This is a genomic window from Rhizobium sp. CFBP 13644 (assembly GCF_014842165.1).
In the GTDB taxonomy this organism is placed as follows: Bacteria; Pseudomonadota; Alphaproteobacteria; order Rhizobiales; family Rhizobiaceae; genus Agrobacterium; species Agrobacterium tumefaciens_C.
This window is the reverse complement of sequence record NZ_JACYVF010000011.1, coordinates 64,431-89,603: the sequence shown is the minus strand read 5'-3', so window position 1 is coordinate 89,603 and position 25,173 is coordinate 64,431. Positions and strand designations below refer to the sequence as shown.

Annotated in this window: 25 protein-coding genes and 1 pseudogene; 16 read left to right on the top strand and 10 right to left on the bottom strand. The window is 55.6% G+C overall.

Features of this window, described 5'->3' with window-relative positions; translation table 11 throughout:
- Positions 1–220: 220 nt before the first annotated feature.
- The gene (locus IFT53_RS21385) at positions 221–901 is read left to right on the top strand and encodes a uracil-DNA glycosylase (RefSeq protein ID WP_192067450.1); all 681 of its coding nucleotides are present in this window, start codon (positions 221–223) and stop codon (positions 899–901) included.
- Here the strand turns inward: IFT53_RS21385 and IFT53_RS21380 are convergent.
- From IFT53_RS21380 to IFT53_RS21360, 5 genes are all read right to left on the bottom strand, one after another.
- Positions 898–1,686, bottom strand: a complete 789-nt coding sequence (locus IFT53_RS21380; protein WP_192067452.1) for a hypothetical protein — start codon at positions 1,684–1,686, stop codon at positions 898–900. The two genes, IFT53_RS21385 and IFT53_RS21380, sit on opposite strands and share 4 nt — an antisense overlap.
- Positions 1,673–2,251 (bottom strand): C1 family peptidase, encoded by a 579-nt coding sequence (locus IFT53_RS21375; protein ID WP_192067454.1) that lies wholly within the window; start codon positions 2,249–2,251, stop codon positions 1,673–1,675. Before IFT53_RS21375 ends, IFT53_RS21380 begins: the two co-directional genes overlap by 14 nt.
- Before the next feature lie 85 nt (positions 2,252–2,336).
- Positions 2,337–3,356 carry an ImmA/IrrE family metallo-endopeptidase gene (locus IFT53_RS21370; RefSeq protein WP_192067455.1) on the bottom strand — a complete coding sequence of 340 codons (1,020 nt, stop codon included), beginning with the start codon at positions 3,354–3,356 and terminating at the stop codon, positions 2,337–2,339.
- Complete coding sequence (locus IFT53_RS21365) at positions 3,353–3,727, bottom strand: helix-turn-helix domain-containing protein (protein WP_192067457.1); 375 nt, start codon at positions 3,725–3,727, stop codon at positions 3,353–3,355. Before IFT53_RS21365 ends, IFT53_RS21370 begins: the two co-directional genes overlap by 4 nt.
- Positions 3,724–4,065, bottom strand: coding sequence for a hypothetical protein (locus tag IFT53_RS21360; protein WP_192067459.1), 342 nt, complete (start codon positions 4,063–4,065; stop codon positions 3,724–3,726). Before IFT53_RS21360 ends, IFT53_RS21365 begins: the two co-directional genes overlap by 4 nt.
- 83 nt (positions 4,066–4,148) lie before the next feature.
- On the opposite strand from IFT53_RS21360, the gene acpS reads away from it, so the two are divergent.
- Together acpS and IFT53_RS21350 are read left to right on the top strand one after the other, a co-directional pair.
- Positions 4,149–4,547, top strand: a complete 399-nt coding sequence (gene acpS / locus IFT53_RS21355; protein WP_192067460.1) for a holo-ACP synthase — start codon at positions 4,149–4,151, stop codon at positions 4,545–4,547.
- Positions 4,548–4,606: 59 nt separating this feature from the next.
- Positions 4,607–6,673: an ATP-binding protein gene (locus tag IFT53_RS21350; RefSeq protein ID WP_192067462.1), complete on the top strand. Its 2,067-nt coding sequence runs from the start codon at positions 4,607–4,609 to the stop codon at positions 6,671–6,673.
- A gap of 7 nt (positions 6,674–6,680) precedes the next feature.
- Here IFT53_RS21350 and IFT53_RS21345 read toward each other — a convergent pair.
- Positions 6,681–7,835, bottom strand: a pseudogene (locus tag IFT53_RS21345) (RHE_PE00001 family protein).
- Between the two features lie 187 nt (positions 7,836–8,022).
- Between IFT53_RS21345 and IFT53_RS21340 the strand changes: the two are divergent.
- Together IFT53_RS21340 and IFT53_RS21335 are read left to right on the top strand one after the other, a co-directional pair.
- Positions 8,023–9,171 carry a tyrosine-type recombinase/integrase gene (locus tag IFT53_RS21340; protein WP_192067464.1) on the top strand — a complete coding sequence of 383 codons (1,149 nt, stop codon included), beginning with the start codon at positions 8,023–8,025 and terminating at the stop codon, positions 9,169–9,171.
- 23 nt (positions 9,172–9,194) lie between these two features.
- Positions 9,195–9,641, top strand: coding sequence for a hypothetical protein (locus IFT53_RS21335; RefSeq protein WP_192067466.1), 447 nt, complete (start codon positions 9,195–9,197; stop codon positions 9,639–9,641).
- Between the two features lie 262 nt (positions 9,642–9,903).
- On the opposite strand, the gene IFT53_RS21330 is transcribed toward IFT53_RS21335, so the two are convergent.
- The 4 genes from IFT53_RS21330 to repA form a co-directional block, all read right to left on the bottom strand.
- The gene (locus IFT53_RS21330; RefSeq protein WP_192067468.1) at positions 9,904–11,094 is read right to left on the bottom strand and encodes a GGDEF domain-containing protein; all 1,191 of its coding nucleotides are present in this window, start codon (positions 11,092–11,094) and stop codon (positions 9,904–9,906) included.
- A gap of 1,172 nt (positions 11,095–12,266) precedes the next feature.
- Complete coding sequence (gene repC / locus IFT53_RS21325) at positions 12,267–13,508, bottom strand: plasmid replication protein RepC (protein WP_192067470.1); 1,242 nt, start codon at positions 13,506–13,508, stop codon at positions 12,267–12,269.
- Between the two features lie 155 nt (positions 13,509–13,663).
- The gene (repB, locus tag IFT53_RS21320) at positions 13,664–14,659 is read right to left on the bottom strand and encodes a plasmid partitioning protein RepB (RefSeq protein ID WP_192067471.1); all 996 of its coding nucleotides are present in this window, start codon (positions 14,657–14,659) and stop codon (positions 13,664–13,666) included.
- 84 nt (positions 14,660–14,743) lie between these two features.
- Positions 14,744–15,934, bottom strand: coding sequence for a plasmid partitioning protein RepA (repA, locus tag IFT53_RS21315; protein ID WP_042615767.1), 1,191 nt, complete (start codon positions 15,932–15,934; stop codon positions 14,744–14,746).
- A gap of 386 nt (positions 15,935–16,320) precedes the next feature.
- Between repA and traI the strand changes: the two genes are divergently transcribed.
- Genes traI through trbH form a run of 11 tightly spaced genes read left to right on the top strand, consistent with a single transcriptional unit; the run spans position 16,321 to position 25,161 of the window.
- Positions 16,321–16,959, top strand: coding sequence for an acyl-homoserine-lactone synthase (traI, locus tag IFT53_RS21310; RefSeq protein ID WP_192067473.1), 639 nt, complete (start codon positions 16,321–16,323; stop codon positions 16,957–16,959).
- On the top strand, positions 16,956–17,933 hold the full coding sequence (gene trbB / locus IFT53_RS21305; protein ID WP_192067475.1) for a P-type conjugative transfer ATPase TrbB: 978 nt from the start codon (positions 16,956–16,958) through the stop codon (positions 17,931–17,933). Before traI ends, trbB begins: the two co-directional genes overlap by 4 nt.
- The gene (locus IFT53_RS21300; RefSeq protein WP_192067477.1) at positions 17,923–18,306 is read left to right on the top strand and encodes a TrbC/VirB2 family protein; all 384 of its coding nucleotides are present in this window, start codon (positions 17,923–17,925) and stop codon (positions 18,304–18,306) included. Before trbB ends, IFT53_RS21300 begins: the two co-directional genes overlap by 11 nt.
- Complete coding sequence (locus tag IFT53_RS21295; RefSeq protein WP_042615771.1) at positions 18,299–18,598, top strand: conjugal transfer protein TrbD; 300 nt, start codon at positions 18,299–18,301, stop codon at positions 18,596–18,598. The genes IFT53_RS21300 and IFT53_RS21295 overlap by 8 nt, the downstream gene beginning before the upstream one ends.
- A 10-nt stretch (positions 18,599–18,608) precedes the next feature.
- Positions 18,609–21,065 carry a conjugal transfer protein TrbE gene (locus tag IFT53_RS21290; RefSeq protein ID WP_192067478.1) on the top strand — a complete coding sequence of 819 codons (2,457 nt, stop codon included), beginning with the start codon at positions 18,609–18,611 and terminating at the stop codon, positions 21,063–21,065.
- Positions 21,037–21,843: a P-type conjugative transfer protein TrbJ gene (gene trbJ / locus IFT53_RS21285; protein WP_192067480.1), complete on the top strand. Its 807-nt coding sequence runs from the start codon at positions 21,037–21,039 to the stop codon at positions 21,841–21,843. Before IFT53_RS21290 ends, trbJ begins: the two co-directional genes overlap by 29 nt.
- Positions 21,840–22,034: an entry exclusion protein TrbK gene (gene trbK, locus IFT53_RS21280; RefSeq protein ID WP_192067482.1), complete on the top strand. Its 195-nt coding sequence runs from the start codon at positions 21,840–21,842 to the stop codon at positions 22,032–22,034. Before trbJ ends, trbK begins: the two co-directional genes overlap by 4 nt.
- Positions 22,028–23,209, top strand: a complete 1,182-nt coding sequence (trbL, locus tag IFT53_RS21275; protein ID WP_192067483.1) for a P-type conjugative transfer protein TrbL — start codon at positions 22,028–22,030, stop codon at positions 23,207–23,209. Before trbK ends, trbL begins: the two co-directional genes overlap by 7 nt.
- A 20-nt stretch (positions 23,210–23,229) precedes the next feature.
- Positions 23,230–23,892, top strand: coding sequence for a conjugal transfer protein TrbF (locus IFT53_RS21270; RefSeq protein ID WP_192067485.1), 663 nt, complete (start codon positions 23,230–23,232; stop codon positions 23,890–23,892).
- 16 nt (positions 23,893–23,908) lie between these two features.
- On the top strand, positions 23,909–24,718 hold the full coding sequence (trbG, locus tag IFT53_RS21265) for a P-type conjugative transfer protein TrbG (RefSeq protein WP_192067487.1): 810 nt from the start codon (positions 23,909–23,911) through the stop codon (positions 24,716–24,718).
- Between the two features lie 2 nt (positions 24,719–24,720).
- Positions 24,721–25,161 (top strand): conjugal transfer protein TrbH, encoded by a 441-nt coding sequence (trbH, locus tag IFT53_RS21260; protein ID WP_192067488.1) that lies wholly within the window; start codon positions 24,721–24,723, stop codon positions 25,159–25,161.
- Positions 25,162–25,173 lie beyond the last annotated feature (12 nt).

The window sequence follows — 25,173 nt, the reverse complement described above, 5'->3', positions numbered from 1 at the left end:
CGCTGTTGGTAGAGTATCTATAACCGTGCGTCGGTCGGCAGACAACAATGGTAATTCCATCGTTATGGGATCTCTTCAATCGTCCACTGGAAAATGTGTATTTTTGCCGCACCCCAGGCAAAATAGAACACTTTCCCTTTGGGGAACCCAAGACTGAGTTGCGAGCAGGCGAGAAAAGTGGTGTCACAACGTCGCTAACTCCTCCGTTAGGCGATTCGATATGCACAGCACCATCAAGAGCACAGACGATTTCCTCGATAAATTGAGTAACCTGCAGTTTGATGCTGCCTTCAACCCTTATCGGGACCGGTGCGGAAAATTCGACGTTCCTGACGCGCCTGCTGTCCGCCGTGCGAATTTGAAGCATGTTCTTGATGCAGCCCAGGAAAAAGGCGTCGCCTCACTTTGGATTGCACGAGACCTTGGCTATCGCGGCGGCCGCAGGACGGGCCTTGCGCTGACTGACGAAATGCACCTTGAGGCGCATGGTAAGCTGTACGGATCTTTGCCGCTCGCCCGTGCCACCAATGGCCCGGCTCTGTCGGAGCGAACTGCGACCGTTATCTGGGATGTTTTGAGCGCGGTCAGCCAGCCAATTTTTCTTTGGAATGTATTTCCGCTGCATCCACATGAGCGGGGCGACGCGATGTCCAACCGCTGTCATACCCGCGCTGAACGCCATGCTTGCCGACCGTTCATTGCGTGGTTGCTTGAGACGCTTCGGCCAAGCAGCGTCATTGCTATTGGGCGGGATGCACAGTCCGCCCTGTCGGAACTCGACATTATCTCGCAACAGGTCCGACATCCAAGCTATGGCGGACAAACTGAGTTCGTTTCGGGAATGTATCACCATTATGGCCTTCCAAGCCCGGCTCCGAAACAAGCCACTCTTCCTTTTTAATCCGCAACGGGTTGATGGATTTGTTCCAGAAACGCTGCGCAGGCCTGATGCAGTTCACGAAGGTCGGACTGAAGGCCGCCTCCTTTGTCCACCTCTGCATGAGTTGAGAGGACCGTAAGCGGTCCACATGTCAGCCCAGTTTCATCGGCGACAAAAGACATAAGATTTCCAAGGCCAATCAAGTTCCCCAGCAGTTTTTCGGTATAGTAGTGGTTTCGATAAATTGCAGACAGATGCAGCCTGCGATACCGGTCTATCTTGAAACTGAGGAAGCTCAGGCACTGCCCACCCCGTGGAGATCCGCCCGCATCTTTGGCCGGATTGTAAATCGGCAGCTCGTAGATGTTACGGTAGACCGTGCCGCTAGCGACATGTCGCTTCATCTTGGAAACTAAGTCGCCTAGAAGATTGGTGGCCCCTCCCGGGCCCGGGTAGGCAATCATTCGCTCGAAATAACGGCCCCAGTCGCGCGATGATCGTTTCAACCGAGGGAAAACCCGATTTAGGTAAATGTCGTAGAATTCCGGCGAGCCATGGTCTTCGTAGAGCGCCTGCGGAAAGATGGTGTTCGCGACCGTGCGAACAAGGAATTCGTTTTCAGTAAAACTGGCAAGGTACTTGTCCAACAGATCCACGGTCGCCTTGTCAGCCGGCGTTTCCGCCAATGGATCGGCGACGTCAATGACGACGTTATGGGACTCATGATCCTTCATACCGTAAACCGCTTGCGATGCCGCAAGCCAAGCGGTGGCGCAGGTCGGCTTTTGAATTCTAGGCAGAAACATAGACATCCTCCTTTAAGATAACGGCATGGTCCAGTCTTGGCTGCAAAAACGGCGCTGATAGCCATGCATAACCTGCCAAACCCCAATCTTTGCCCCAACTATTGCGCACTAAAAAATGCCGTTCGCCGTTTAATGTTGCCGCACCCGTTAGAACCAAGGCGTGCCGTCGGGTGGGGTCTGGCAGATCACCGGGGATTGGTACGATAATGCCGTTCGAGTCAGGCATATAGAATGCGTCCGATAGCGTGATCACTGCGAGCACGGGAATGCCTTCCAGCAACGCTTGTTCTATCGCTCCAAGACCGATAGCGTGTCGCTCTGATCGCCGCCGGTAAACGGTACTGGCAATTAGCGGGCCATAGTGCTCGATGTCTTGAGGCAATTGAACGAGATATGGCCAATCGTGTTCGACCGGTTGACCGTCCTCTTCGAGCGCCACCTGCATTTCCGACAGTGAAGCTCCGGCATCTAAGGATCGCTTGAACCGCCGTTGAGTATGGTAAAACAAGTATTCGCAGGAAAGCGGCTGCCACAGGCCCCGATGAAAGGCGTGCAAGTCGCTCATCCCAAACGCCAGGCAAGTGGGGCGCGGCCCCTGATCGCGTGCCGTTCCAAACCTGCTGCGAAGATCTACTGTGATGCTAATCATTTTAAGCCGCCGCCAGGTTGTCACGGTACCGATCGCGCTGATCCTTGTACCAACCCTGTGAATGCGCACCATGGAAATCATAGTGGAATTGGAGACTGGAAAGGACCTCAGCCGGCTGCCACGGTCGTGCCTGCGAAAGGGCCAGAACTCCCTCGTAGCGTCCCCGCGCCGACGCCGTCAGGACCCTTAAGGTCGGACTGCCCACCGTCGAGTCAGGAATCATTTCCCTTTCGTCATCGACAATCGCAAGAGCCTCATCATCAATTGTTTTTACGCGCCAGAGATAGCCGCCCCCACTCTGCTCACGAAGTTTGACGACAAGCAGGTCGAGAGGCCCGCCATGGACCGGACGGCGTTCATCACTCTCGGTAACGAGCCAGACATCGCCGCGGTAGTTTGTCGGCTTGTAGCCACGTAATAACCGCTTCTTCAGCTCTTTAACTTCAACCGCAGCTGCGGCAAAAGCAAAATTTCTGTCGAAGACGCCGTAACGCTGGAGCGTCCACACCGTCGCCGCGTAGCTGACGCCCACGCGAAGGGCGAGTTGGTAAATCATGATAGGATCGGAGAACGTATCGTCGGTCCAGTCCTGGCGCTCGCAGTGCCAGTCCAGCAACCATCGCGGCAACAGAAATGACGCGGCAAACGTCTCGGCACCGATTTCCTGAATGTTGTCGCCTCGTCCTTGCTGGAATGGCATGCGTCGAAGGGCACTGTGCGTATCATCAATGCTTGGAGCATGTCCTAGCCAGTGATGTCCAAGCTCGTGCGCCGCAGTGAATCTTTGCTGGTTCAGCGGTCGCTCTGTCGTCACCAGGATACCCGGTGAGGGATGTCGGTAGTATGCGCCTAAAAGGCCATCGAGCTTAGTGAAAAACAATGGAACGTCGAGCCGGGAGATCGCGTCGTAGACATCAACTCGCCCATTACCCCGGATCACCCTCGCCTGGATGCCCAGATCACGGTGGAGTCGGTTGGCTTCCAATACAGCTAAGCGAACCGCACCGGCAATGTCGTTCATATGTTATTCCCATTCGGCGAACGGGATTTCAAGAACTCAGCAAACCGGCCCAATTCTTCGCGATCTTTCACCGACAGCTTTGCCGCCTGTCGGGCCAAATGAGCGACGTCCGGGGGTAAAGCATCACCAGCGGCATCATTTTCCATGAGATAACCGACGGTCTTCCGGTAAAGCTCAGCGAGTCTAGAGAGCTCGAGTGCTTCAACCTTTCGAGTGCCACTTTCCATATTCGTCACAGCTGTGCGTGGCAAACGGAGAAAGGCAGCCACTTCGTCCTGCGAGTAGCCGATATATTCACGAGCCTCTCGTAGGCGTTCGCCAAGACGCCGACGATGGATATCGTCGCCTCCAAACGTCGTATGTTCAGTCATCTGCTATGTCCTTGAAACTTGTCCCATTTCTTTTCGATTCTTGAGGCGAGATGATCGAGAGCGTTGGCGATAGATTTGTATCCGCCGGCTTTCACAACGCATTCTGTGACTTTGAACGGGAGAATGTCGTCCAAGCTAGCAAGAATTTCGACAACGGTTAGGGAATCGATTTCGATGGTTAGGAGAACAACTTCTATATCATCTTTTGGAAGCGGAAGACCCTTTCGCCGATATCGCCGCCTAACGGCCCGAAGTAAATCCTCGCGAAGAACAGCCATCACATCTTCGCGAGGAAATAAAGGAACTGTTTTGAGCAAGGTTAACGACATCGCACTCACGAGAATCTCCTTTACAACTAGAAGAATGCTAACATACTAATGTCCGAAAATCAAACATTCAATGTCCGAAAGTGAAACTTTGAATGATTATTGGAGTTGGTATGGACTTAATCGAGCTCGAACGGATTGCTGATGCACTCGATCATGGGGGAGAGCGATTTGTCTCAAGATTCTGTACGGACGACGAGCGCCGACGAGCGCAAGGCCTTGGGGACACGAGGTATTTTTCCACGCTCTTTGTAGTTAAAGAGGCCGTATTGAAAGCGCTCGGGATAGGCGTTACGCGCTGGGTCGGTTGGCACGACATTGAAGTCATGATTACGCCCGCCGCGACCGGGATTGAACTTAGACGTGGTGCAAGGAGGAGGCTCGCAAAACTGGGAGGATACAAAATCAGATGCTCGACAAACGCATCGAAAGGTTACGCGCAGGCAATTGTGATTATCGAACAGGCACCGCAGCTAAATGATCTCCAACCCTGACGTAGCGGAATTCAAGGTGAACTGGTACAACTTGACAAATTGCCTCGTGGATATCACCTGTGGATCAAATCAAGCCAACTCAAGCCGGAATGCTCCGCACAAATTTGCGGAATCAGATCAGGCAGACGCCCCTCCCTAAATGGAAGGCTCTTTTGCCGCTGTTTGAAGCGGTTATGAATTCATTTCAAGCCGTACAGGATTCGAGGGCGAAACGAGATCATCGGATCACAATCGAGATAGAACGAGACGAACCAGGTTTGTTTGCAGATGAGACACCTGCAATTCGAGGGTTTGTTATCACCGATACCGGAATCGGCTTCGACGACGATAACTTTGAGTCATTCAACACTGCGTTTTCAGATCACAAGTATGATCGTGGCGGCAAAGGCCTCGGCCGCTTCATGTGGCTCAAAGCATTTGATCGCGTCCACATCTCCAGTGTCTTTCAGGCGGACGATGGCGGCCAAGTTACTAAATGGCGAAGGGAATTCGCGTTCGACTTCAGTTACGATCCCGAATTTGCTTCGTTAGACGAAGCCAAAGATGTCGAGGTAAAGACAGTCGTTCGCCTAGAACATTTCCGAAACCCTTATAGCGAAGAATGCCCCCGTGAAGTTGACCAATTGGCTCTTCGTCTTGCAGAGCACTTCATCCTGGTTCTCATGAACGATGACTGCCCTTACGTTGACATCATCGACGGCGGGATCAAGACGTCTCTGAACGATGTCTACCGTGATCACTTCGAGAAGTATGCTTCTGGTGACACTTTTACGATCCGCGATCGGGAATTCACAATTCATGGCTTCCGGCTCACGGCCCCGCGCGCTACGAAACACAAGCTTATATACGCGGCGAATTCTCGCGGTGTTCTGTCCGAGATGCTCGACAAGTTTGTGCCTAATTTGTCAACCAAGCTCCAGAATGTCGACGGAAAGAGCTTCGCGTATCTGGCGGTTGTCCAAGGCGGTTATTTGAACGATAAGGTCAATAACTTCCGCACAGACTTCGAAATGAGCGAAGATACAGAGGAAGAGTTGCTTGGCTCTCTCGTCGGGGAAATCCGACGTTCAGAGATTAGAGACGCGTCGATTAAATTCATCGAGCAGGACCTAGCCAATCTGATTGCGACACTGAATGAGCTTAAAACACAAAGAATTGTGAGTTTCGTGCAGGCGTATGCTCCTCAGTACAAGCCCTTGCTCCGTTACTTGCCGTCGTTTATTCGAGACATCGCCCCAAACGCAAGTAAGACCGAAATTGAATTCGCCTTACATCGAGAGCTCCATCGTCGTGAGGTCGCGTTGAAGAAGGAAAGCGGGAAGATTCTCGTTGAGGCCGCTAAGCTTAAAGACTACGACGGTTATCGCGATCGTCTAGCAGAGTTCCTGGAGCAGTCGAATGAGCTGGGCGCGAGCGCCCTTGCACAATACGTGATGCATCGAAAAATTGTCCTTGAGCTCTTTGATAAGGCGCTATCCGCAGATCGGAAGACCGAGAAGTACCCGCTCGAGGAAGCGGTGCATAATATTCTATTCCCTATGCGGTCCACCGACCGGGATACACTATATTCACAACACAATCTGTGGATGATCGACGAACGACTGACCTATCACTGGTTTTTATCGTCTGATAAGCCGCTCAAGTCGCTTGAAGAGTTCGACTCTACCTCGGCCCTTCGACCAGACTTATTCATCTTTGACCGAAAGATCACCTTTTCGGAAGGGGAGGAAGGTCAGCAACCAGTCAATAGCTTGGTGGTGGTCGAGTTCAAACGTCCGCAAAGGGATGATTATTCAGACCAAGATAATCCCCTGCAACAGGTTCTTGATCAGATCCGCGACATTCGCAAAGGTCAGGTCAAAGACGAAAAGGGCAGACCAATCAAACTAGCCTACGAGAAGGTACCAACCTTCGCGTACATAATTTGTGACATCACGCCTTCGTTGCGTGAGGTGCTTCTCGACCGAGACGCTCAGGGAAGCCCTGACGGCCTTAGTTATTACGGCTACCACAAAAACCACTCTGTCTACTTCGAAGTGATTGATTACACAAAGCTGCTGACGGACGCAAAACGGCGTAATCGTGTGTTCTTCGACAAGCTCAACCTCATGGCTGGAAAGGTATAGATGGCTGCTAGATAATCCCCCACGCTCGAAACCGTCATCTCCCGCAAGCCCAACTCCTCGACGATCCGCAGCGCCGCACGCGGCGTGACGCCAAGGTCCTTCGCGATCATCCCCGCCGACACCAATGGTTTTCCCATAACCATCTCGATTATTTTTGGAAGTTTGGACGACGTCCGCTTACCGACCAGTTTGCGCTCCATCAGTGTTCGCGCCAGTGCCAGTCGGTCATGCTCCTTCAGCCCGAGTTCTGCTGTCACCAACAAACCAAAGGCGATGGCGAGCAGCCGCGTCTCCCGGTCGCAATGCCGACGCCGATCCACGGGGATGGTTTTCAGGCCAAGATTGATGGCAGCCAGATGCGTACCTGACGTGATGCCGGCGTGGCGCAGGATCGAGGCGGCCAGCAGCCGGCCAAGCCAGGGTGCGTGCTGCAGCACTGACAATTCATTCCAGGCATCGAGGGCGACGATGGCCTGCAGCACCGGCGGCAAATCCTGCGCCTGCCGCACCACGCCGTGCCATTCGTCCAGCCGCTCATCCTCATCCCAGTCGAGATCATAAATCATAGGATTTTTTTCGGCCGCACGCCCGGCCGCCAACTGGCCGGGACGCTTTGCTAGTTCTATGGCGGCTTCAGAGCGGGGAGTAAAGCGTCTATCGCGGCGAATTCGTCGTCAAGCGCGCTCGCACCTTTGTCCTCGCTGCCCTCCCCTGCTGCGTTCGCAATGTCGGGCAGCGCGTCGTCGTCAGCGACGACGGAGGTCTCATCACCCAAAGATGCTGCAGGCAACGCCTGCCCGGGCCATGCCCGGCCCTGCAGGAGGCTGCGGAGGCCTTCGGTAGATAGTGCCCAGCCGGGCGGCTGAGACACAAGTCTCCGGCGGGTACGCAAGACATCGCGGGCGATGGTGAGCTCGTGGGTCGGGGCGCGAATGTCCTTGGTGGCGTCGTGGAGGACGAGGTCTTCAAGGTGCACCAATTCGCCGTCGATCCAGAGCGAAGCACAGGCGTCTGCGAAATGGGAGCGTTCGACAAAGCCTTGACCGGCCGGAGAACGGGCGATGCGCTCGTCGAGACGCGACAACGCTGAAGCTGCGTCCGAAATCGGCCGCAGTAAGCTCAATATTGGCAATTTTGCGAGATTGTAAGCCATTGAAATCATGGTTAATAATTATATAATGAAAGCTATATATGGGTTAAGATTCACTACATGGTATGGTCTAGAGTTGGGCGTCGAACCATCGATAACTACCTCTTATCGATGGTAGTTGATATCAAGCCCCAAATCAGACAGAATCGCAGCAAAGCAGGGCCATCAGGGCCGCAAAAATAGCCATTCTGGAGCGTTCGTGGCCAAGTTCTCAAAATCACAGACATCCGTCGAACGGCGCGCCGAAGAGCTCGACACCATTGCGTCCGTGCTTCCGCTTGAACGTCGCGACGAACTTGCCGAGCTTCTCACCGACCAGGACATCGACACTCTGCGCCACCTGGTCAATGCCGGCATGGGCACCAATACACTCAGGGCGCTGACATCGGATCTGGCTTACCTCGAAGCCTGGGGACTGGCAGCGACCGGGCATTCTCTTGCCTGGCCGGCGCCCGAAGCCCTGCTGCTCAAGTTCGTCGCGCATCATCTCTGGGACCCCGAGAAAAAAAACACCGATCCGGATCATGGGATGCCGGCCGAGGTCGATGACAAACTCCGAAAGCAGGGGTTTCTCAAATCCATCGGCCCGCACGCGCCAGCCACCGTGCGTCGGCGTCTGGCCAACTGGTCGACATTGACCAAATGGCGCGGCCTCGATGGTGCCTTCACCTCCCCTGCCCTCAAATCCGCGATCCGGCTGGCGATCCGAGCCGCGCCAAGACAACGTCTTCGCAAGAGCGCCAAGGCGGTTACGGGCGACGTGTTGTCAAAACTGCTGGCCACGTGCGCGGGCGACGGCCTACGCGATCTGCGTGACCGGGCGATCCTGATGGTCGCCTTTGCCTCCGGCGGCCGTCGGCGCAGTGAGATCGCCGGACTTCGGGCCGAACAATTGACCGTCGAGCCGCCAATCGAGATGCCGGACGGCCCTCCCCTTCCCTCTCTCGCCATTCATCTCGGCCGGACGAAAACCACAAGCGGCGAGCAGGACGATGTCGTCTATCTCACCGGCCGGCCGGTCGAGGCTCTCTATGCATGGATATCGGCGGCGAAGATCGACAGGGGCAGTGTCTTCAGGGGGATCGGGCGATGGGGGACGGTCTCGCGGCGGGCGCTCGATCCGCAGTCGGTCAATGCGATTCTAAAACAGCGGGCGGAGATGGCCGGGTTGGAGAGCGCGGAGTTTTCGGCACACGGGTTGCGGTCGGGTTACCTCACCGAGGCTGCCAACCGTGGGATCCCCCTCCCCGAGGCTATGGAGCAATCACGCCATCGTTCCGTTCAGCAAGCATCCAGCTACTATAACAATGCCACACGTCGAAGCGGTCGCGCGGCAAGAATGCTGTAATTGAGAGGCTCGGAACTTAGTCCATGACAATCTTGTTCAAAACGACGATCACTGAAGACCAGACATTTGCAAAGATCGAAGAAGCGCTGAACACCGGTCGCGAATACGACGGCTATTTCAGTGTTGCGGACGATGATGGCGAGACGCCTCTGTCGTGGGGACCCTCAATGAGCGGCGAAGAATTTCTCGCGAAAGTGAGGGAAATGCTGGAGGTGACGTGGAAAGCAGCCCGGTTTTGGGTTGTCTATGACCGTCGAGAGGATCGTGGAGATCCTGATGCCATCGCGATGCGCAATGCAGCTTTTCGTATCACACGCGGCTATAACGGCGTCATCGTAGCTTCGTTAAGCCTCCTGGGACGGAAAGACGCTTTGCAAGATCTCGAACTGATTTTCGTCTGTTTCAGAGAAGATTTCCAACGTCGCAACTTTAGAATTCGCTTTGAGAACAAACCCGTTAAATCTCAGTGATGCCGAGCCAGCCTTGCGCCGATACCGTTGAGAGTCGGCGTTGCTGTCGGTGCGCAGTTCTGATTCACTTCTTCTAAGGTTTTAAGAGGACGTGCCGCTCGATGTTGAACCCGTATAACAACGTTTCCTGCGCGACCATTCGTTCGCGCGAGTGACACTGATTACTCAATAAGCTAGCCTGTCTCGAGTCGAAGTTCATACATATGGGTGGACAATGACCTGATGCAGGCGATTGTGAGACCTGTGCGGCCAGTGAGGCTGATCATGCAACCGATACGACGCGCAGCGGCGGCGGCCTTGGCGCCAGATGGCCTTCCAGCACGACCTGATTACGCCCGCCCGCCTTTGCCGCATAGAGGCAGACATCGGCGCGACAAATCGCATCATGCACCGAATGATCGTTAGGCGCCGTGGAAGAAACACCGAAACTTGCTGTGGTCGGGCTCAAGATTCCCGTCTCGTCCCAACCCTTTTCGGCAAACGAGACTCTCACGATATTTGCCATAATCCCCGCATCGGCTAGCGACACGCCCGGAATAAAATCTACGAACTCTTCGCCGCCGAACCTAGTGACCACCGCGCCCGACGGCAGAAGTTCGGTCAGCACCTTGGCGAGACCGACGATGACCGCATCACCGGCCGCATGGCCGAATCCGTCATTGACCTGCTTGAAGAGGTCAATGTCGCAAACCAGCACTGCGCCTGACGGAAAGCTGTCCTTCCGAAAATCTGGGAGAGCCCGCTCGAAACCGCGACGGTTGAGAAGATCGGTCAGCGGATCGTATTCTGCCGCGTGGCGATGTTGGCCGATTACATCCAGCATCATTGTGCCAAGCACAGTGAGCGCCAGCAGGAAGCCCAGCACACTTGCCCCAACCTGCATAACGAAAGCGTAGTCGGACGACAGGAATTGGTCGAGTGAGACATAGGCGTCGCCGAACGTGAACAGCAAAAGCGAGGAAAACCGCGCGATAGTTTCCGCAACAACCAGCCCGACCATTCCGGCAAGCAGTCGGTCGATCGGCCTTCTGATTTGATCCCGGACCTGCAAGAGCGGCATAAATAGTAGAAGCGCGCATGCCATATCGCTCGCAATTAGCTCGCTCCTAAGATCATGCTTTTCGACGATAAGATAAGTGACAACGGCTTGAGCCAGAACGGCAATACTCAGGCGCAGGGCAAACAAGGAGCGGCCAAGGCCAAAGCGATGCAGAAGCGCCTGGCCATAAAAAAAGAATGCGGCAAAGAAGAAGGCGTTCGAGATCACCGCTTGAGCCTCGCGCGACAGCGCCACAAGCAGAAGAGGCGCACAGAAACCGAAGGCGGCAGCAATATAGCCTAGCCCCCAGTATAACCCGGAGGCAATGCCCCAGCGCTGTATAAACAGAAATGAGCAGCCGAATGCCAAGAAGATAAACGGCAAAAGATAGGCGAAATTATCGTGCGATTCCATTAAGCCCCCGCACAATAAGCTTTCCCCGAAACACCAGTGCTGGAGGAGTATAGGGCCGGAAGATTAAGAAACCCTAGCTGTCCTGCTGACGGGCGCGGCGATGATCCGCCAGACAAGCGTGCTAATCTCGCAGACTCAGAACACACATTGAGGATTGTGTCGCCAGCGACCTTGCTGCACGAGAGTGCTACCAACGCGGGACCTTCGCAGTCTTCGACCCCGACTGACCAAAACCAACTCAGTTTGCGGCTGACCACGTGCGGCTAGGCAACTCGCCACGAAACCAATGGGTCGGAGATCGTCTGTACTGACGACCTCATACCGATCTTCATGGTATGCACCCTTCCTCGGCTTTAAAATCTCTCAAATCGCATAACACTCTGAAATTTCTGATAAAATGACAAAAAAAACCGGCTGACAAGTTCTGCTACTCCTACCTTAGGGGACCTATCAAGGGGCCGGATGCGATTACGGCCGTTTGCTCCGAGACGGGTAAACGCATCGCATGCTCCCTAAGAACAATCTCCCTCGTTTCGCAGCAATCGAGCAATTTTGAAAATGCCGAAAGGCTCGTCGCCACCAATTCATCTCTCACTTGACCGCCCGTCGGACGGTGCCGGTGATACCCAGTATAAATCTGGACGAGATACCATGATTTTCCGAAGTCAACAGAGGCAGCCTTAAAGGCGGCCCCCCGACTGCGTCGGTTCGAACTCCGACCAGCGCCATAAGATTGAATATCGTTGAGGTAGAGGTTCTTCGGAAAAGTCCTCCAGCTAAACTTTTGTTTGCCATGCCCGGTTTGCCTGATGGCACAGATGCCGGGAGGCGCTGGCAAAGCGTGATTTGATCGCATAGGATTGGCCAAGCGCGCCCCCAACCCGATGTATTCAAGAACTCATGACTCACAGCATACTTTTCGTCATTGTCGAGCTCGGAAATGAGCTTATCCCACGCACGCAACCGGTCCAGGTGGTTAGTAAGATTATTGATGATGTTTGCAAACTTTGTCGCGTATTCGCCAGCATGACCTTTCGGGCATCCAGTGAATTGGGCAGAGTCCACGAATGGTATGGCATTGATTTGCCTCGGGTGCTGTCGCTTCAAACGTGTCTCGAAAGCGTTGATATATTCGACAAGTTTATCCGAGCGGTTTTGCGTAAAATCATCTCTCACGCAACAGCACTCCCTTCACCGTTGGACCTTAAGAGCGACATCAGCATTGGCCCGAGCGAAAACTCTCCCTGCTCCGATCTTTTCGTCAAGTCTCGCAGATATCCACCAGCCGAGTTTATGAAATTCGATCGTTCGAGAATGCACGCCATCGCCACCGCAGCGTTTTCGGGTCCCATCGCACTGCAGGCCTCCTCATAGGCTGACGGGCTGACGCCTAGCATCGAGCGGACCACCACGGCCGCCGTCATCAGTTCTCGCCAGTGTGCAATGCCGCCTACGGGACCGTAGTCGATAATCTGCGGGCAAGCCCTAAGGACCATACCAAGCGGGAAAGCCTTAATTTGTTCGAGTTTTGCCTTTGTCTTTGTGCCCGCCACACTCCTTGCTTTCGGTTCTTCCGCCACCTTTGCGCTCTGCTCTTCTTCAGAGCTAGGTTCAAGTTCATTTATAGATTCTGGTTTTGAATTCTGTGTGTGCCGATCATTTGGACCGGCATTGCCGTGCATATTCTTAGATTCAACCTGCATCTCCAACATGTTGATGACTTCTTCACGCAGGAGCTCCATCTCTCCAAGCGTTGTCTCGACCTCATTTCTGTCTGGATAGCGCGGATGGCGGCTAAGAATTCCAACGTATATTGTTTCGACATGCCCCCAATTGCCAGGGGCACCTTCCTCGATCGCAGCTGTAATCAGTTTGCGGACGTCTCGACGGCATATCGTAAGCGTTTCTTTCGCCCGGCGAAACCGCATCCGCTCCGCTGCGACGTCTTGGGCTAGTAAGGCTAGCTCGGTGGACCGTGTGAGCAGCGGGCTCAGATCAAACCCGTAGGCTTTTTCGATTTCACCATCGCGACTACGATGTGCGTAACGTTTCCCGTTCGGACTATCACGACGCAGGATAAGTCCAGCATCCACGAGCGCACCGAGCTGGCGCCGCAGTGTACTTTCCGTGATCCCATGAGCGCGGACCGACAGCTGCGCATTGGATGGGAATACAACAAGCCCATTCGAGGCGTCGAGCTGTGTATCAGGGTAGAATGTCAAAAGGGCATCGAGAACGGCAATTGCTCGGTCCTGCAGGCCGAAGCGCTCCCTCGTTTCGCACACATCGCGAAAGACCTTCCACTTTTCGACACGCGTGCTTGGTGTTGATGCCGCGATCGCGAACTGCTCTTTCACCAAGGCAAGCTTCGCTGGCCGCCGCCCAAAGGGCGTCGTTATATGTCCCGTATGCATTTTTCTTTCACCTTTCTTCAGGCAAAGGAAATTCGCTCACCAAATCGGTGCCAAGACTCTTGACTGTGATTCCGGGAAATGCGATTCTCAATCCTGCGAGAGATACGAGAGAGGCTTCCACGGTTTACCGTTTGGGGGCCTTTTTCTTTTGCTGTTCAGTCTCCGTTGTTTTCCTGCTTCGACCCTCTGTACTCGACGTACAAACGATCCATGTGGGCTGAAAGCCACTCACTGAAAGGCTTCGCTTCGACATTCGAGAGTTCGATTGCAACTTTCTTCGACTTGGCGTTCATCACGAATTTCAGCGAAGAGTCAGTTGACGTCCAATCCTTCACGGACGAACTGATCTTTGGCTTCTTGGCAGCTGATTTGACTTTGTAGCGCTTTAAAAAATCATGCAGTTCATCAAACCGCTCATCCTCGGTCAACTCCATGAAGTCGGCGGTTTCCGTATGCTCTGTGGCCACCTTCGAAAGGGCAGGGGCGAGGAGCAATTGACGGAGACTCAGCCACCTATCGCGTCCAATCTTCTTGGACGCTCCTAGCACCCTGAGGATCGAAGCCGGGACCGCTTCCACGACGCCCAGCATTTTCGAAAGCATCGCCTCGTCGATCGCAAGCGACGACCGAACCACGTCCTTCGTCATTCCCGACTCAAGCAGGTTCTGTGCGAAATATGCACGCTCTATGAACGACAGGTTGGAGCGAGCGGAATTCTCCTGTCCCTGTGCAATAGCGGAAGTAACATCGTCCAGTTTCTTGACGACTGCCTTGACCGAAATTCCAAGCTCTCTGGCAACTTTGAGACGGCGATGACCGAAGACAACCATGAAGCGTTGGCCGTCTGATGAGCTGGGGCGAACCAGAATCGGCGTTATCTGGCCGGATTCCTTTATCGCCTGCTTGAGCTCCTGGTATTCCTCGCCATCGTCGGAAAGGCGATCTGCGACAAAGGAACCGTCAATTAACTGCGGGTCCAGATCGACGATCACTTCGCCCTGCATCAATTTCTTGCTGTTCTCCGCCATATCCTCGATCGACCGAACGACGGTCTTAGCGGCCCCTGTCATGCCGTACCCAGGTTTTGTCGGCGTCTGGTTCGACGCGATTGACGCCATGTCTAGTTTTGCAAAAGGATTTTCACGCGCCATAGCCAGCCTCCGAACTCGCTTTCATCAGCGACAGGTAATTGATATCGTTCACAAATACCTCTAAAAAAACGGCTGACAAGTACGTCATTTGCGCCCCCATGCGCCGTGGATCAAGTCCTGGATTTCACCATTGGCCGCGTTCAGGCTCTCCATTGCCCGATCATAGGTAGACCGGACGAAATCGCCTCGCTCCACCTCGTACAGTGTTTGCTTTTTTATCGACGCGTCAGAAATGGCCGTTGATTTGAGCACATGATTTCGCAACATCTGTTGCGCGAACATGGATTGCATAAACCCGACCATCTGTGCCTGGGGGATGTCGGTCGGTTCGAAGCGCGTCACGAGATAGCGGAACCACTCGACACGCATCTCGGCGCCCGCCTCTGCGACCGGACCCATGATACCGCCCAGCATCATCAGGAATTGGCTCATCGACATGATGTCCAGCATCTGAGGGTGAATCGTGATCAGAATGCCTGTCGAGGCCATGAGCGCCGTGATTGTCAGATATCCAAGTTGTGGCGGGCAATCAATGACCACCACATCATACCTGTCGTCCACCTGCTTAAGCGCATTGAAAATGCGCATATAAAACAGCCGGCCATCCTCACCTTTCTTGGAGGATATTGCCAGGGGGACGTCATACTCGTACTCCTGCAGAACCAGATTTGCAGGCACGACGTCAAGACCGGGGATATTGGTTGGCTGTATAACGTCCGCGATAGATTTCCGCTCCTCATCGAAACGAAGAGCCTCATACAGGGACGCCGTATCATCAAGTTCGGGCTGGATCCCGAAAAGGGAGGTGAGGGACGCCTGAGGATCAAGGTCGACCGCCAACACGCGATGGCCAGTAAGAGCAAGGTATTGCGCGAGGTGTGCGGCAGTAGTTGTCTTGCCGCTTCCGCCTTTGAAATTTACGACCGAGACGACCTGCATCGGTTCGCCTTCGCGTCGCCGAGGAACGTAATACCTTTTGTCAGATTTCTTATTGGCCTCAAGATAGTCCCGGAGTTCCAACATTTGATCAGCCGTATAGTAGCGGCGTCCGCTGACCGACTCTATCTCCGGGCCCTTTCCGTCAGAATGAAGTTGTCGGAGGTGGGTCTGGGTAACCCCCATAAAATCCGCGACTTCCCCTAGTTGGAATTTACGAAGCCCTTTGCGAGCATCAGGAGGATACTGCTGGCTGCGTAACATATGCAACGCGTTGGAGATCTTGGCACCCTGCTGGGCAATCTCAATATCAAATCTGTTGGGCAGCGAGTTGCTCATTTTGCGAACTATTTCCAGTAGGGCATCACTTTCGAAAAAGTGGCCGCGAAGCCGTCATTTGAGAAACTATCTCGCGATTCCCATAATGCCGCAAGGGATTTAAAGTTAACGAAGAATTTAGACGCGGAAATCGTTTTGTCTCTGTATTTGCAAAATAGCTAAAGGAATCAGCTTTTTAACTCAATTTCGGATGAGTTCGTTCACTCTCCGTTTTACTGTGAATCCTACAAAGACTCCTGTGCAAAGCGACTTGGAAAGAAAGACACGGCGCGACAACGTCTGTGACAGGGATCCGACTCACGCTTCGACTTGTAGGATTATACAACTGCCGATCCGTTCGAATCTGTGCTGATTTCCAAACCGTCCACCAATGACGGAGGAAAGTCATGCAGGTAGTCGCGTTCTCAACACCCCGGACGATTCAGGAAGCTCGCCTCCTTCACCTCCAATACCAGCTTCGTGCGCGGGTTTTTTCCGATCGCCTTGGCTGGGAGGTCGACGTAACGGCAGGGTGCGAGTCGGACGGCTTCGATGCCCTTCAACCGACCTACGTTATCGCGATTACCGAGACCGACCAACTGGCGGGATGCGCGAGACTTCTCCCGGCGCTTGGTCCGACGATGGTGTCCGACGTTTTCCCCTCGCTTCTCCCAGACGGTCAGCTCATCGGTCATGCAGCGATGATCGAAAGTTCTCGGTTTTGCGTCGATACCACTCTCGCGGAGGGGAGGGGAACAGGCTCGGTCCACCAGGCAACGCTGACCATGTTCGCGGGCATCGTCGAATGGTGCATGACCAATGGGTACACCGAGATCGTCACAGTAACCGATCTTCGGTTTGAGAGAATCCTCGCTCGCGTCGGATGGCCTTTGCGGCGTTTGGGCGAGCCGAAGAAAATCGGTGTGACAATAGCGGTCGCTGGCACACTTCCCGCCGACGCGGACACATTCGCGAGGCTTCGACCCTCCGACTACTGTTCTGAACTCGACCCCTCTCGGTCAGGTAGCTTTAGGAGACATTGGTGAACCAGCTTCGCTCTCATCCCAGACTTGTCCGCAAACTTCAGGAAGCGCTGGGCGATCAGCTTTGTATCGCCCTGGATGACGCGACTGTCGTCGAGATCATGCTTAATCCGGACGGAAGACTGTTCATCGAACGACTGGGCCATGGCGTTGCGCTGGCTGGCGAGATGTCATCTGCAGCAGCGGAGATGGTGATCGGGACTGTGGCGCATGCGCTTCAGTCCGAAGTGGACACCGAGCAACCGATTATCTCAGGCGAACTGCCAATCGGCGGCCACCGCTTCGAGGGGTTGTTGCCTCCAGTTGTCGCAAAGCCCGCATTCACCATCCGGCGCCGCGCATCACGCCTCATTCCACTCGAAGACTACGTTCGCACAGGTGTGATGACCGAATACCAGGCCGCCACGATCCGTAGCGCCATTTCAGCGAGGCTGAACATCATCATTTCCGGTGGGACGGGCTCTGGTAAGACGACGCTTGCGAACGCGGTGATCGACGGAATCGTCAAATCGGCCCCCGAGGATCGTCTGGTTATTCTCGAGGACACTGCGGAAATACAATGCGCCGCCGATAACGCCGTCGTCCTGCATACCAGTGATACGATCGACATGGGGCGATTGCTCAAGAGCACAATGCGGCTGCGTCCCGACAGGATTGTCGTCGGCGAGGTCCGCGACGGCGCAGCTCTTACACTGCTTAAAGCCTGGAACACTGGTCATCCGGGGGGCGTAGCGACCATTCATTCGAACACCGCCATGTCAGCGCTGCGGCGTCTCGAGCAGCTGACCGCTGAAGCGAGCCAGCAGCCGATGCACGAGGTTATCGGAGAAGCGGTAGACCTGGTCATCTCCATCGAGCGAACACCGCGCGGGCGGATCGTACGCGATATCATCCAGGTCGAGCGTTTCATCAACGGACAGTACGAAATCGAATCCGATCAGCTCACGGAAGAACAGGAGGCGCGCGATGTCGCGTAACCATACCCTCATCGCCGCCGCGCTCTTGGCGGCACCCATCGTTTTTGCCTCGGTTGCGCCAGCGCTGGCCAGTTCCGGAGGCGGGCTTCCCTGGGAAGGTCCTTTGCAGCAGATTCAGGAGTCGATCACCGGGCCTGTCGCGGGTGCGATCGCGCTTGCAGCCGTGGCGATCGCCGGGGGAATGCTCATCTTTGGTGGTGAGCTAAACGATTTCGCGCGGCGACTTGTCTACGTCGTCCTCGTTGCCGGCATTCTTCTCGGCGCTACCAACATCGTCGGCTTGTTCGGCGCGACCGGTGCGTCGATCGGACTGACCGGCGTGGAGATGATGCCGATTGTTCCGGACGTAGGAGGGGAGGGGGATCATGGCTGAGTCCCTGTCCGGCCTGCGGCGTAACCGCATCCATCGGGCGCTGTCTCGCCCAAATCTGCTGATGGGCGCCGACAGGGAGCTGGTGCTGATCACCGGCCTTGCGGCCGTGATCCTGATCTTTGTCGTAATGACAGTTTACTCGGCACTTTTCGGTGTTGCTGTCTGGGTCGTGATCGTTGGCGCGCTGAGGATAATGGCCAAGTCCGACCCGCTCATGCGCCAGGTCTATATCAGACACGTTTCTTACAAGCCCACCTACAAGGCGACCACTTCGCCCTGGCGACGGTATTGAGGTGGCGGCCATGGTAGCTCTCAAGCGCTTCCGGGTAACCGGGCCCTCGTTTGCCGATCTCGTTCCTTATGCTGGTCTCGTCGACAATGGTGTCCTGCTCCTGAAGGATGGGAGCCTGATGGCCGGATGGTACTTCGCGGGGCCAGATTCCGAAAGCGCTACCGATCCGGAGCGCAACGAACTTTCGCGGCAGATAAATGCGGTCCTGTCGCGACTTGGAAGCGGGTGGATGATCCAGGTAGAGGCTATCCGTATTCCAACAGTCGACTATCCGTCAGAAGACCGCTGCCATTTTCCCGACCCGGTGACCCGCGCGATCGACGCCGAGCGACGGGCACATTTCGAGCGTGAGCAGGGACACTTTGAGAGCAAGCACGCAATCGTCCTGACCTACCGACCACTCGCGTCCAAGAGAACCTCTCTGAGCAAATATATCTATTCAGACGAAGAGAGCCGGAAGAAGTCTTACGCGGACACGGTGCTCTTTGTCTTCAAGAGCGCCATACGAGAGGTTGAGCAGTATTTCGCCAACACCCTTTCAATCCGGCGAATGGAAACCCGTGAAACGATCGAGAGGGGAGGGGAGAGGATTGCTCGCTATGACGAACTCCTTCAGTTCGCAAGGTTCTGCATCACTGGCGAAAGCCACCCGGTCCGGCTTCCCGATGTCCCCATGTACCTCGACTGGATCGCAACCGCCGAGCTTGAGCACGGGCTGACGCCAAAAGTTGATAACCGTTTCCTCGGCATCGTTGCGATCGACGGTTTGCCGGCCGAAAGCTGGCCGGGTATCCTGAACAGCCTTGAGCTTATGCCGCTGACCTATCGGTGGTCGTCACGATTCATATTTCTCGACGCAGAGGAAGCTCGGCAAAAGCTCGAACGCACCCGCAAGAAATGGCAACAGAAGGTCCGGCCGTTCTTCGACCAGATCTTCCAGACACAAAGCCGCTCGGTCGATCAGGACGCGATGACAATGGTCGCTGAAACAGAGGACGCGATCGCGCAGGCTTCATCGAAGCTTGTTGCATACGGCTACTATACGCCCGTCGTCGTGTTGTTCGACAGCGATCGCGAAACACTGCAGGAGAAGGCCGAAGCGATCCGACGACTGATCCAGGCAGAAGGTTTCGGGGCAAGGATTGAAACGCTCAACGCTACTGACGCCTATCTCGGCAGTCTGCCTGGTAACTGGTACTGCAACATCCGTGAGCCGCTGATTAACACCAACAATCTCGCCGACTTGATCCCGCTTAACTCGGTGTGGTCCGGAAGCCCGATCTCCCCAAGCCCGTTTTACCCGCCGAATTCCCCGCCCTTGATGCAAGTTGCGAGCGGTTCGACTGCGTTCCGCCTAAACCTGCATGTCGATGATGTCGGCCACACGCTGATCTTCGGTCCGACAGGGTCAGGCAAGTCGACACTTCTTGCCTTGATCGCCGCGCAGTTTCGCCGCTACGAAAATGCGCAGATTTTCGCATTTGATAAAGGTAGCTCGCTGCTTCCGCTGACACTCGCTGCCGGCGGCGATCACTACGAGATCGGTGGTGACATTGCGGAAGAGGGGAGGGGCCTGGCTTTCTGCCCATTGTCCGAACTCAAGACCGATGCCGACCGCGCCTGGGCGTCGGAGTGGATCGAGATGTTGGTCGGTCTGCAGGGTATTACGATTACCCCGGATCATCGCAACGCCATCTCTCGGCAGGTCGGCCTCATGGCAAAAGCATCTGGCCGCTCACTCTCGGATTTTGTCAGCGGCGTTCAGTTGCGCGAAATCAAGGACGCGTTGCATCACTATACCGTCGATGGCGCCATGGGTCAGCTTCTCGATGCGGAGGAGGACGGTCTCACGCTCGGAACCTTCCAAACCTTCGAGATAGAGCAGTTGATGAATATGGGAGAGCGCAATCTAGTGCCCGTGCTGACCTACCTGTTCCGGCGGATCGAGAAGCGTCTGGATGGTTCGCCGAGCCTGATCGTACTCGACGAAGCCTGGCTCATGCTCGGTCACCCGGTCTTCCGCGACAAAATCCGGGAATGGCTCAAGGTGTTGCGCAAGGCGAATTGCGCTGTCGTCCTTGCGACCCAGTCGATCTCGGACGCCGAACGGTCCGGTATCATCGACGTCTTGAAAGAATCCTGCCCGACCAAGATTTGCCTTCCAAACGGCGCCGCCCGCGAGTCCGGGACGCGCAAATTCTACGAGCATATCGGTTTTAATGAGCGGCAGATCGAGATCGTCGCAACGGCGATACCAAAGCGCGAGTACTACGTCGCCACGCCGGAAGGCCGGCGGCTCTTCAACATGTCGCTTGGGCCGGTCGCCCTGAGCTTTGTCGGCGCGACGGGCAAAGAGGATCTCAAACGGGTCCGCATCCTTAAATCCGAGCACGGCCGTGAATGGCCGATCCGCTGGCTTGAAACGAGAGGAGTTCACGATGCCGCATCGCTACTCAAGTACGAATAGAAGGATTGCCTGCCTGGCGGCGGCGCTCGCCATCACGGTTGTCAATCAAGGTTCGGTGCAAGCCGGTTCAGCCACTGGTGCCGCAACGGAATGGACGCAGCTGGCCAACAACGCACAACTCGTAGACCTTATGAAAAGCTCCGGCATCCAGGTCGACAATCAGTTGACCCAGATCAGCCAGCTTGCGGCGCAGATCCAGAACCAGCTGAAAATCTACGAGAACATGCTGCAAAACACGGCGCAGCTTCCCAGTTATGTCTGGGGAGAGGTCGAAAGCGATCTCAACCAGCTACGCAGCATTGTCGAACAGGGTCAGAGCATCTCATTTTCTCTGGGGAATGCCGATGATGTTCTTCATCAGCGCTTTGAGAGTTACGCTGATCTCAGGACGAGTTTACCCGACAACGCAACGTTCTCCTCGACCTACCAGTCCTGGTCGGACACCAACCGCGACACGATCGCCAGCTCGCTGAGGGCGGCTAGTCTTACGGCCGACCAATTCGATAGCGAAGAAGATACGATGTCGTCACTACGGTCAATGTCCGAGACGGCAGATGGGCAGGTGAAAGCTCTGCAGGTCGGGCATGAGATCGCGGCTCAGCAAGTCGCACAAATGCAGAAGCTTCGCGGTCTCGTCTCCCAACAGATGACGATGATGGGGACGTGGCTGCAGACAGAACAAACCGACAAGGACCTTGCACAGGCACGGCGTGAAAAGTTCTTCAACGCTGAGGTCAAGAACGTGCCGCAGGGCCAGAAGATGGAGCCTCGCTGGTGAGCCGTGCCTTGCCCGTTGCCTTGCTGCTCGCCGTTGCCGCTTCGGTTGCAACGGTGCTGATCGTCAGTTCCCGAAACACAGGAACACCCCCACCGACGCAAGCGCAGCGCGCCGCCTGGGAAGGTTTTTTTGGCTCTGACAGGGAACTGCCGCCAATCAAGGAAGGTCAGGAGATGCGCCCGAGATGGTGAAAATAGCCGCCGCACGCTCGTTCCTGATGATAGGTCTCTATGTCCTAGCCTTTGCTGTTCCCGTGTTCGCGCAGGAAGGACAGGTTCTCACGGAACTCGAAAACCAAGTCTCGACCGCTGCGAAGGGGTGGGAGACTACCGTAATGGACGCTGCGAGATCGCTGTTCTGGATTCTCGCAACGATCGAGATCGGCATTGCGGCGGTTTGGCTGGCGATTCAATCCGTCACGCTAGACAGCTGGTTCGCCGAACTGGTCCGGCGGATCATGTTTATCGGGTTCTTTGCCTTTGTCTTGGCGCAGGGTCCAACCTTTGCGCGAGCTGTAGTCGACAGCCTTTTCCAGATTGGTGCCGGCGGCGGTTCAGCGTCGCCCGCTGAGGTCTTCGATGCCGGCATACGCGTTGCGTCTCAAATGTCAGGGCAGGCACAATTCGGGGTGTTCGAAGACAATGCCCTTGCGATCGCGGCAGTTCTCGCCATGGGCATCGTTGTCATCTCGTTCTCACTTGTTGCAGCGATCTTCGTATCGGTAATGGTTGAGATGTATGTCGGACTGCTCGCCGGCATGATCATGCTCGGACTGGGCGGTTCGTCCTTCACCAAAGACTTCGCCGTCCGCTACCTCGTCTATTCCTTTGGTGTCGGAATGAAACTGATGGCCCTGGTGATGATTGCCAAGATCGGATCGAGCGTTCTGCTTGGTCTCGCCCAAGCGCCCACGGCATCGTCGGACCAGTTTGTCACGACGTTGGCTATTTCCGGTATCTCCGTAGTGGTCTTTATCATCGCCATGTATGTCCCGAACATCATCCAAGGCGTTGTCCAAGGCGCATCAGTGTCTGGAGGAATGGAAGCAATCCGTCACGGAGGCCAGGCGGCGTCTTTCGCCGCAGGCGCTGGCTTTCTCGCCGCCGGCGCGGCAGGCGCGGGATTTGCGGCGGCACAAGCCGCACGCGCTGGGGGCTCATCGGTCGCTGGAGCTGCCATGCGCGGCATAGGCGCAAGCTTCGGCTCCGGCGCGCAGGCTGCGGGTTCCGCCGCGAAGGAAAAAGCGATCGGTTCGCCCGGTGCCTATGCGGGGTCCATCCTCGGCTTGGCCAACGCAAAGCTCGACGAACAGCGTGGAGCTCACAGCGGCCCCAAACCTCTTCCCGAACGCAACGACAAACAATAATCGAAACAATGGAAGAACAAATGGCCGCAAACCGCGCACCGGAAAACCCGTATCTTGCCGCTCGCCAGGAATGGAGTGAACGCTATGGCTCGTATGTCAGAGCGGCAGCCGCATGGCGTATCGTAGGTGTCCTTGGGCTGGCCATGGCTGTGATCGGCTTTGGATATGCGATGTATCTGAGCACGCAGGTGCGACTGGTGCCGTACATCGTCGAGGTCGACAAGCTTGGGACCGCCGTCACGGCAGGCTTTCCACAGCAGATCGAGTATGCCGACGTGCGCGTGGTGCGCGCCACGCTCGGAACCTTCGTCACAAGTTTTCGCTCGATCACCCCGGACGCAGTGGTGCAGAAACAATATATCGACCGCACCTACGCGCTTCTTCGCACCTCCGACCCGTCGACCGAGAAGGTCAACGCCTGGTTCCGAGGCAATTCTCCATTTGAGAAGGCAAAAGCTTCGACGGTTGCGATCGAGGTCAACAACATCGTTGCGCTCTCAAACCAAACCTATCAGATCGACTGGACCGAATATGAGCGTGACCGCAAGGGCAAGGAAACCGGCACGCGGCGGTTTCGCGGGATCGCGACTGTAACGATCACCACGCCTCAGGATGAGGCGACGATCCGCCTCAATCCAATCGGCCTTTACGTCCGGGATTTCGATTGGACAGCACAGCTTTAAGGGCAGGGGATTTTCAATGCACCGAACACGACTACGATTGGCAGCCGCCGTCTGCATGGCCACCCTTGCAGGGGGCGCATATGCTCAGAGCATGACGAGTAACGAACTGAAAGGTATAAATCTTTCACGGAAATGGCGCGGCACACCGGGGCTTGTCACGACAGGTCCGGACGGCAAGGTCATCTTTCTGTTCGGCGAGACCCAACCGTCCGTTATCTGCTCTCCACTGCAGGTCTGCGACATCGAACTTCAGGGTGGGGAGATTGTCCGCGACGTACTTGTCGGCGACACGGTGAGGTGGAAGGTGGAACCTGCCACTTCGGGGGCGACAAGCGGACAGGCGATCCATCTCATTGTCAAACCGTCGGAACCAGGCCTTCTCACCTCAATGGTCGTCACGACCTCCCGTCGCACCTATCACATTCAGCTCAAATCCCATCAAAGCCAGTACATGGCGCGGGTCGGGTTCGAGTATCCGGAAGATGTTTCCAACAAACTCGCCGACATCAATTCCCGTCTCGAAACGGCGGGTATTCCGGGCACTGCGCCGGAGAAACTGAACTTCTCCTATTCGGTGAGCGGCGGCGCATCGTGGAAACCGAAGCGGGTCTATTCCGACGGGGTGAAGACCTATATCCAGTTCCCGAAGTCTATTTCGGGACAGGACGCACCTGTGCTCTTCGTCGTTTCAGCCGGTCAAAACCGTATCGTCAACTACCGGATGAAGAACGACATGATGACGGTCGACTATGCGATCGACAAGGCGATCCTCGTATCAGGCGTTGGTTGGCGGCAACAGAAGATTACCATCTGGCGGGGAGGCTGACCATGCGCAAGCTTTTCGCATATTGTGTTGCGGGTGCGTTTCTCTCTGGTTGCCAGACGGCAGACGACACCTTGATAACCAGCTCTGCCCCCGTTTCCATAAGCGGACCAGCCGCGAGCGCGGTCGCAGGCGACATGGCAAGCCGCTTGGCTGAGCAGATCGGCTCGGCTGGCGGAACCACGACGATTGTCATGCACAACGATAAGTCGGAATTCGGGACTGCCCTCGAAGCAGCCCTGAAGGGCTGGGGCTATAGGGTCGTCCCGGACGGCAAGGTATCTAAGACCGCCACGCTCATCGAGCTTGCTTATGCAATCGAGGGCTTCGACGGACAAATTCTGGCCCGCGTATCAACTTCATCGATAGCACTGAGCCGTGCATATGCGCCGAGTGCGGCCGGCGCGGCGCCAACCAGTCCGCTTTCGATCATGCAGCGCAACTGACGGAGATTTACA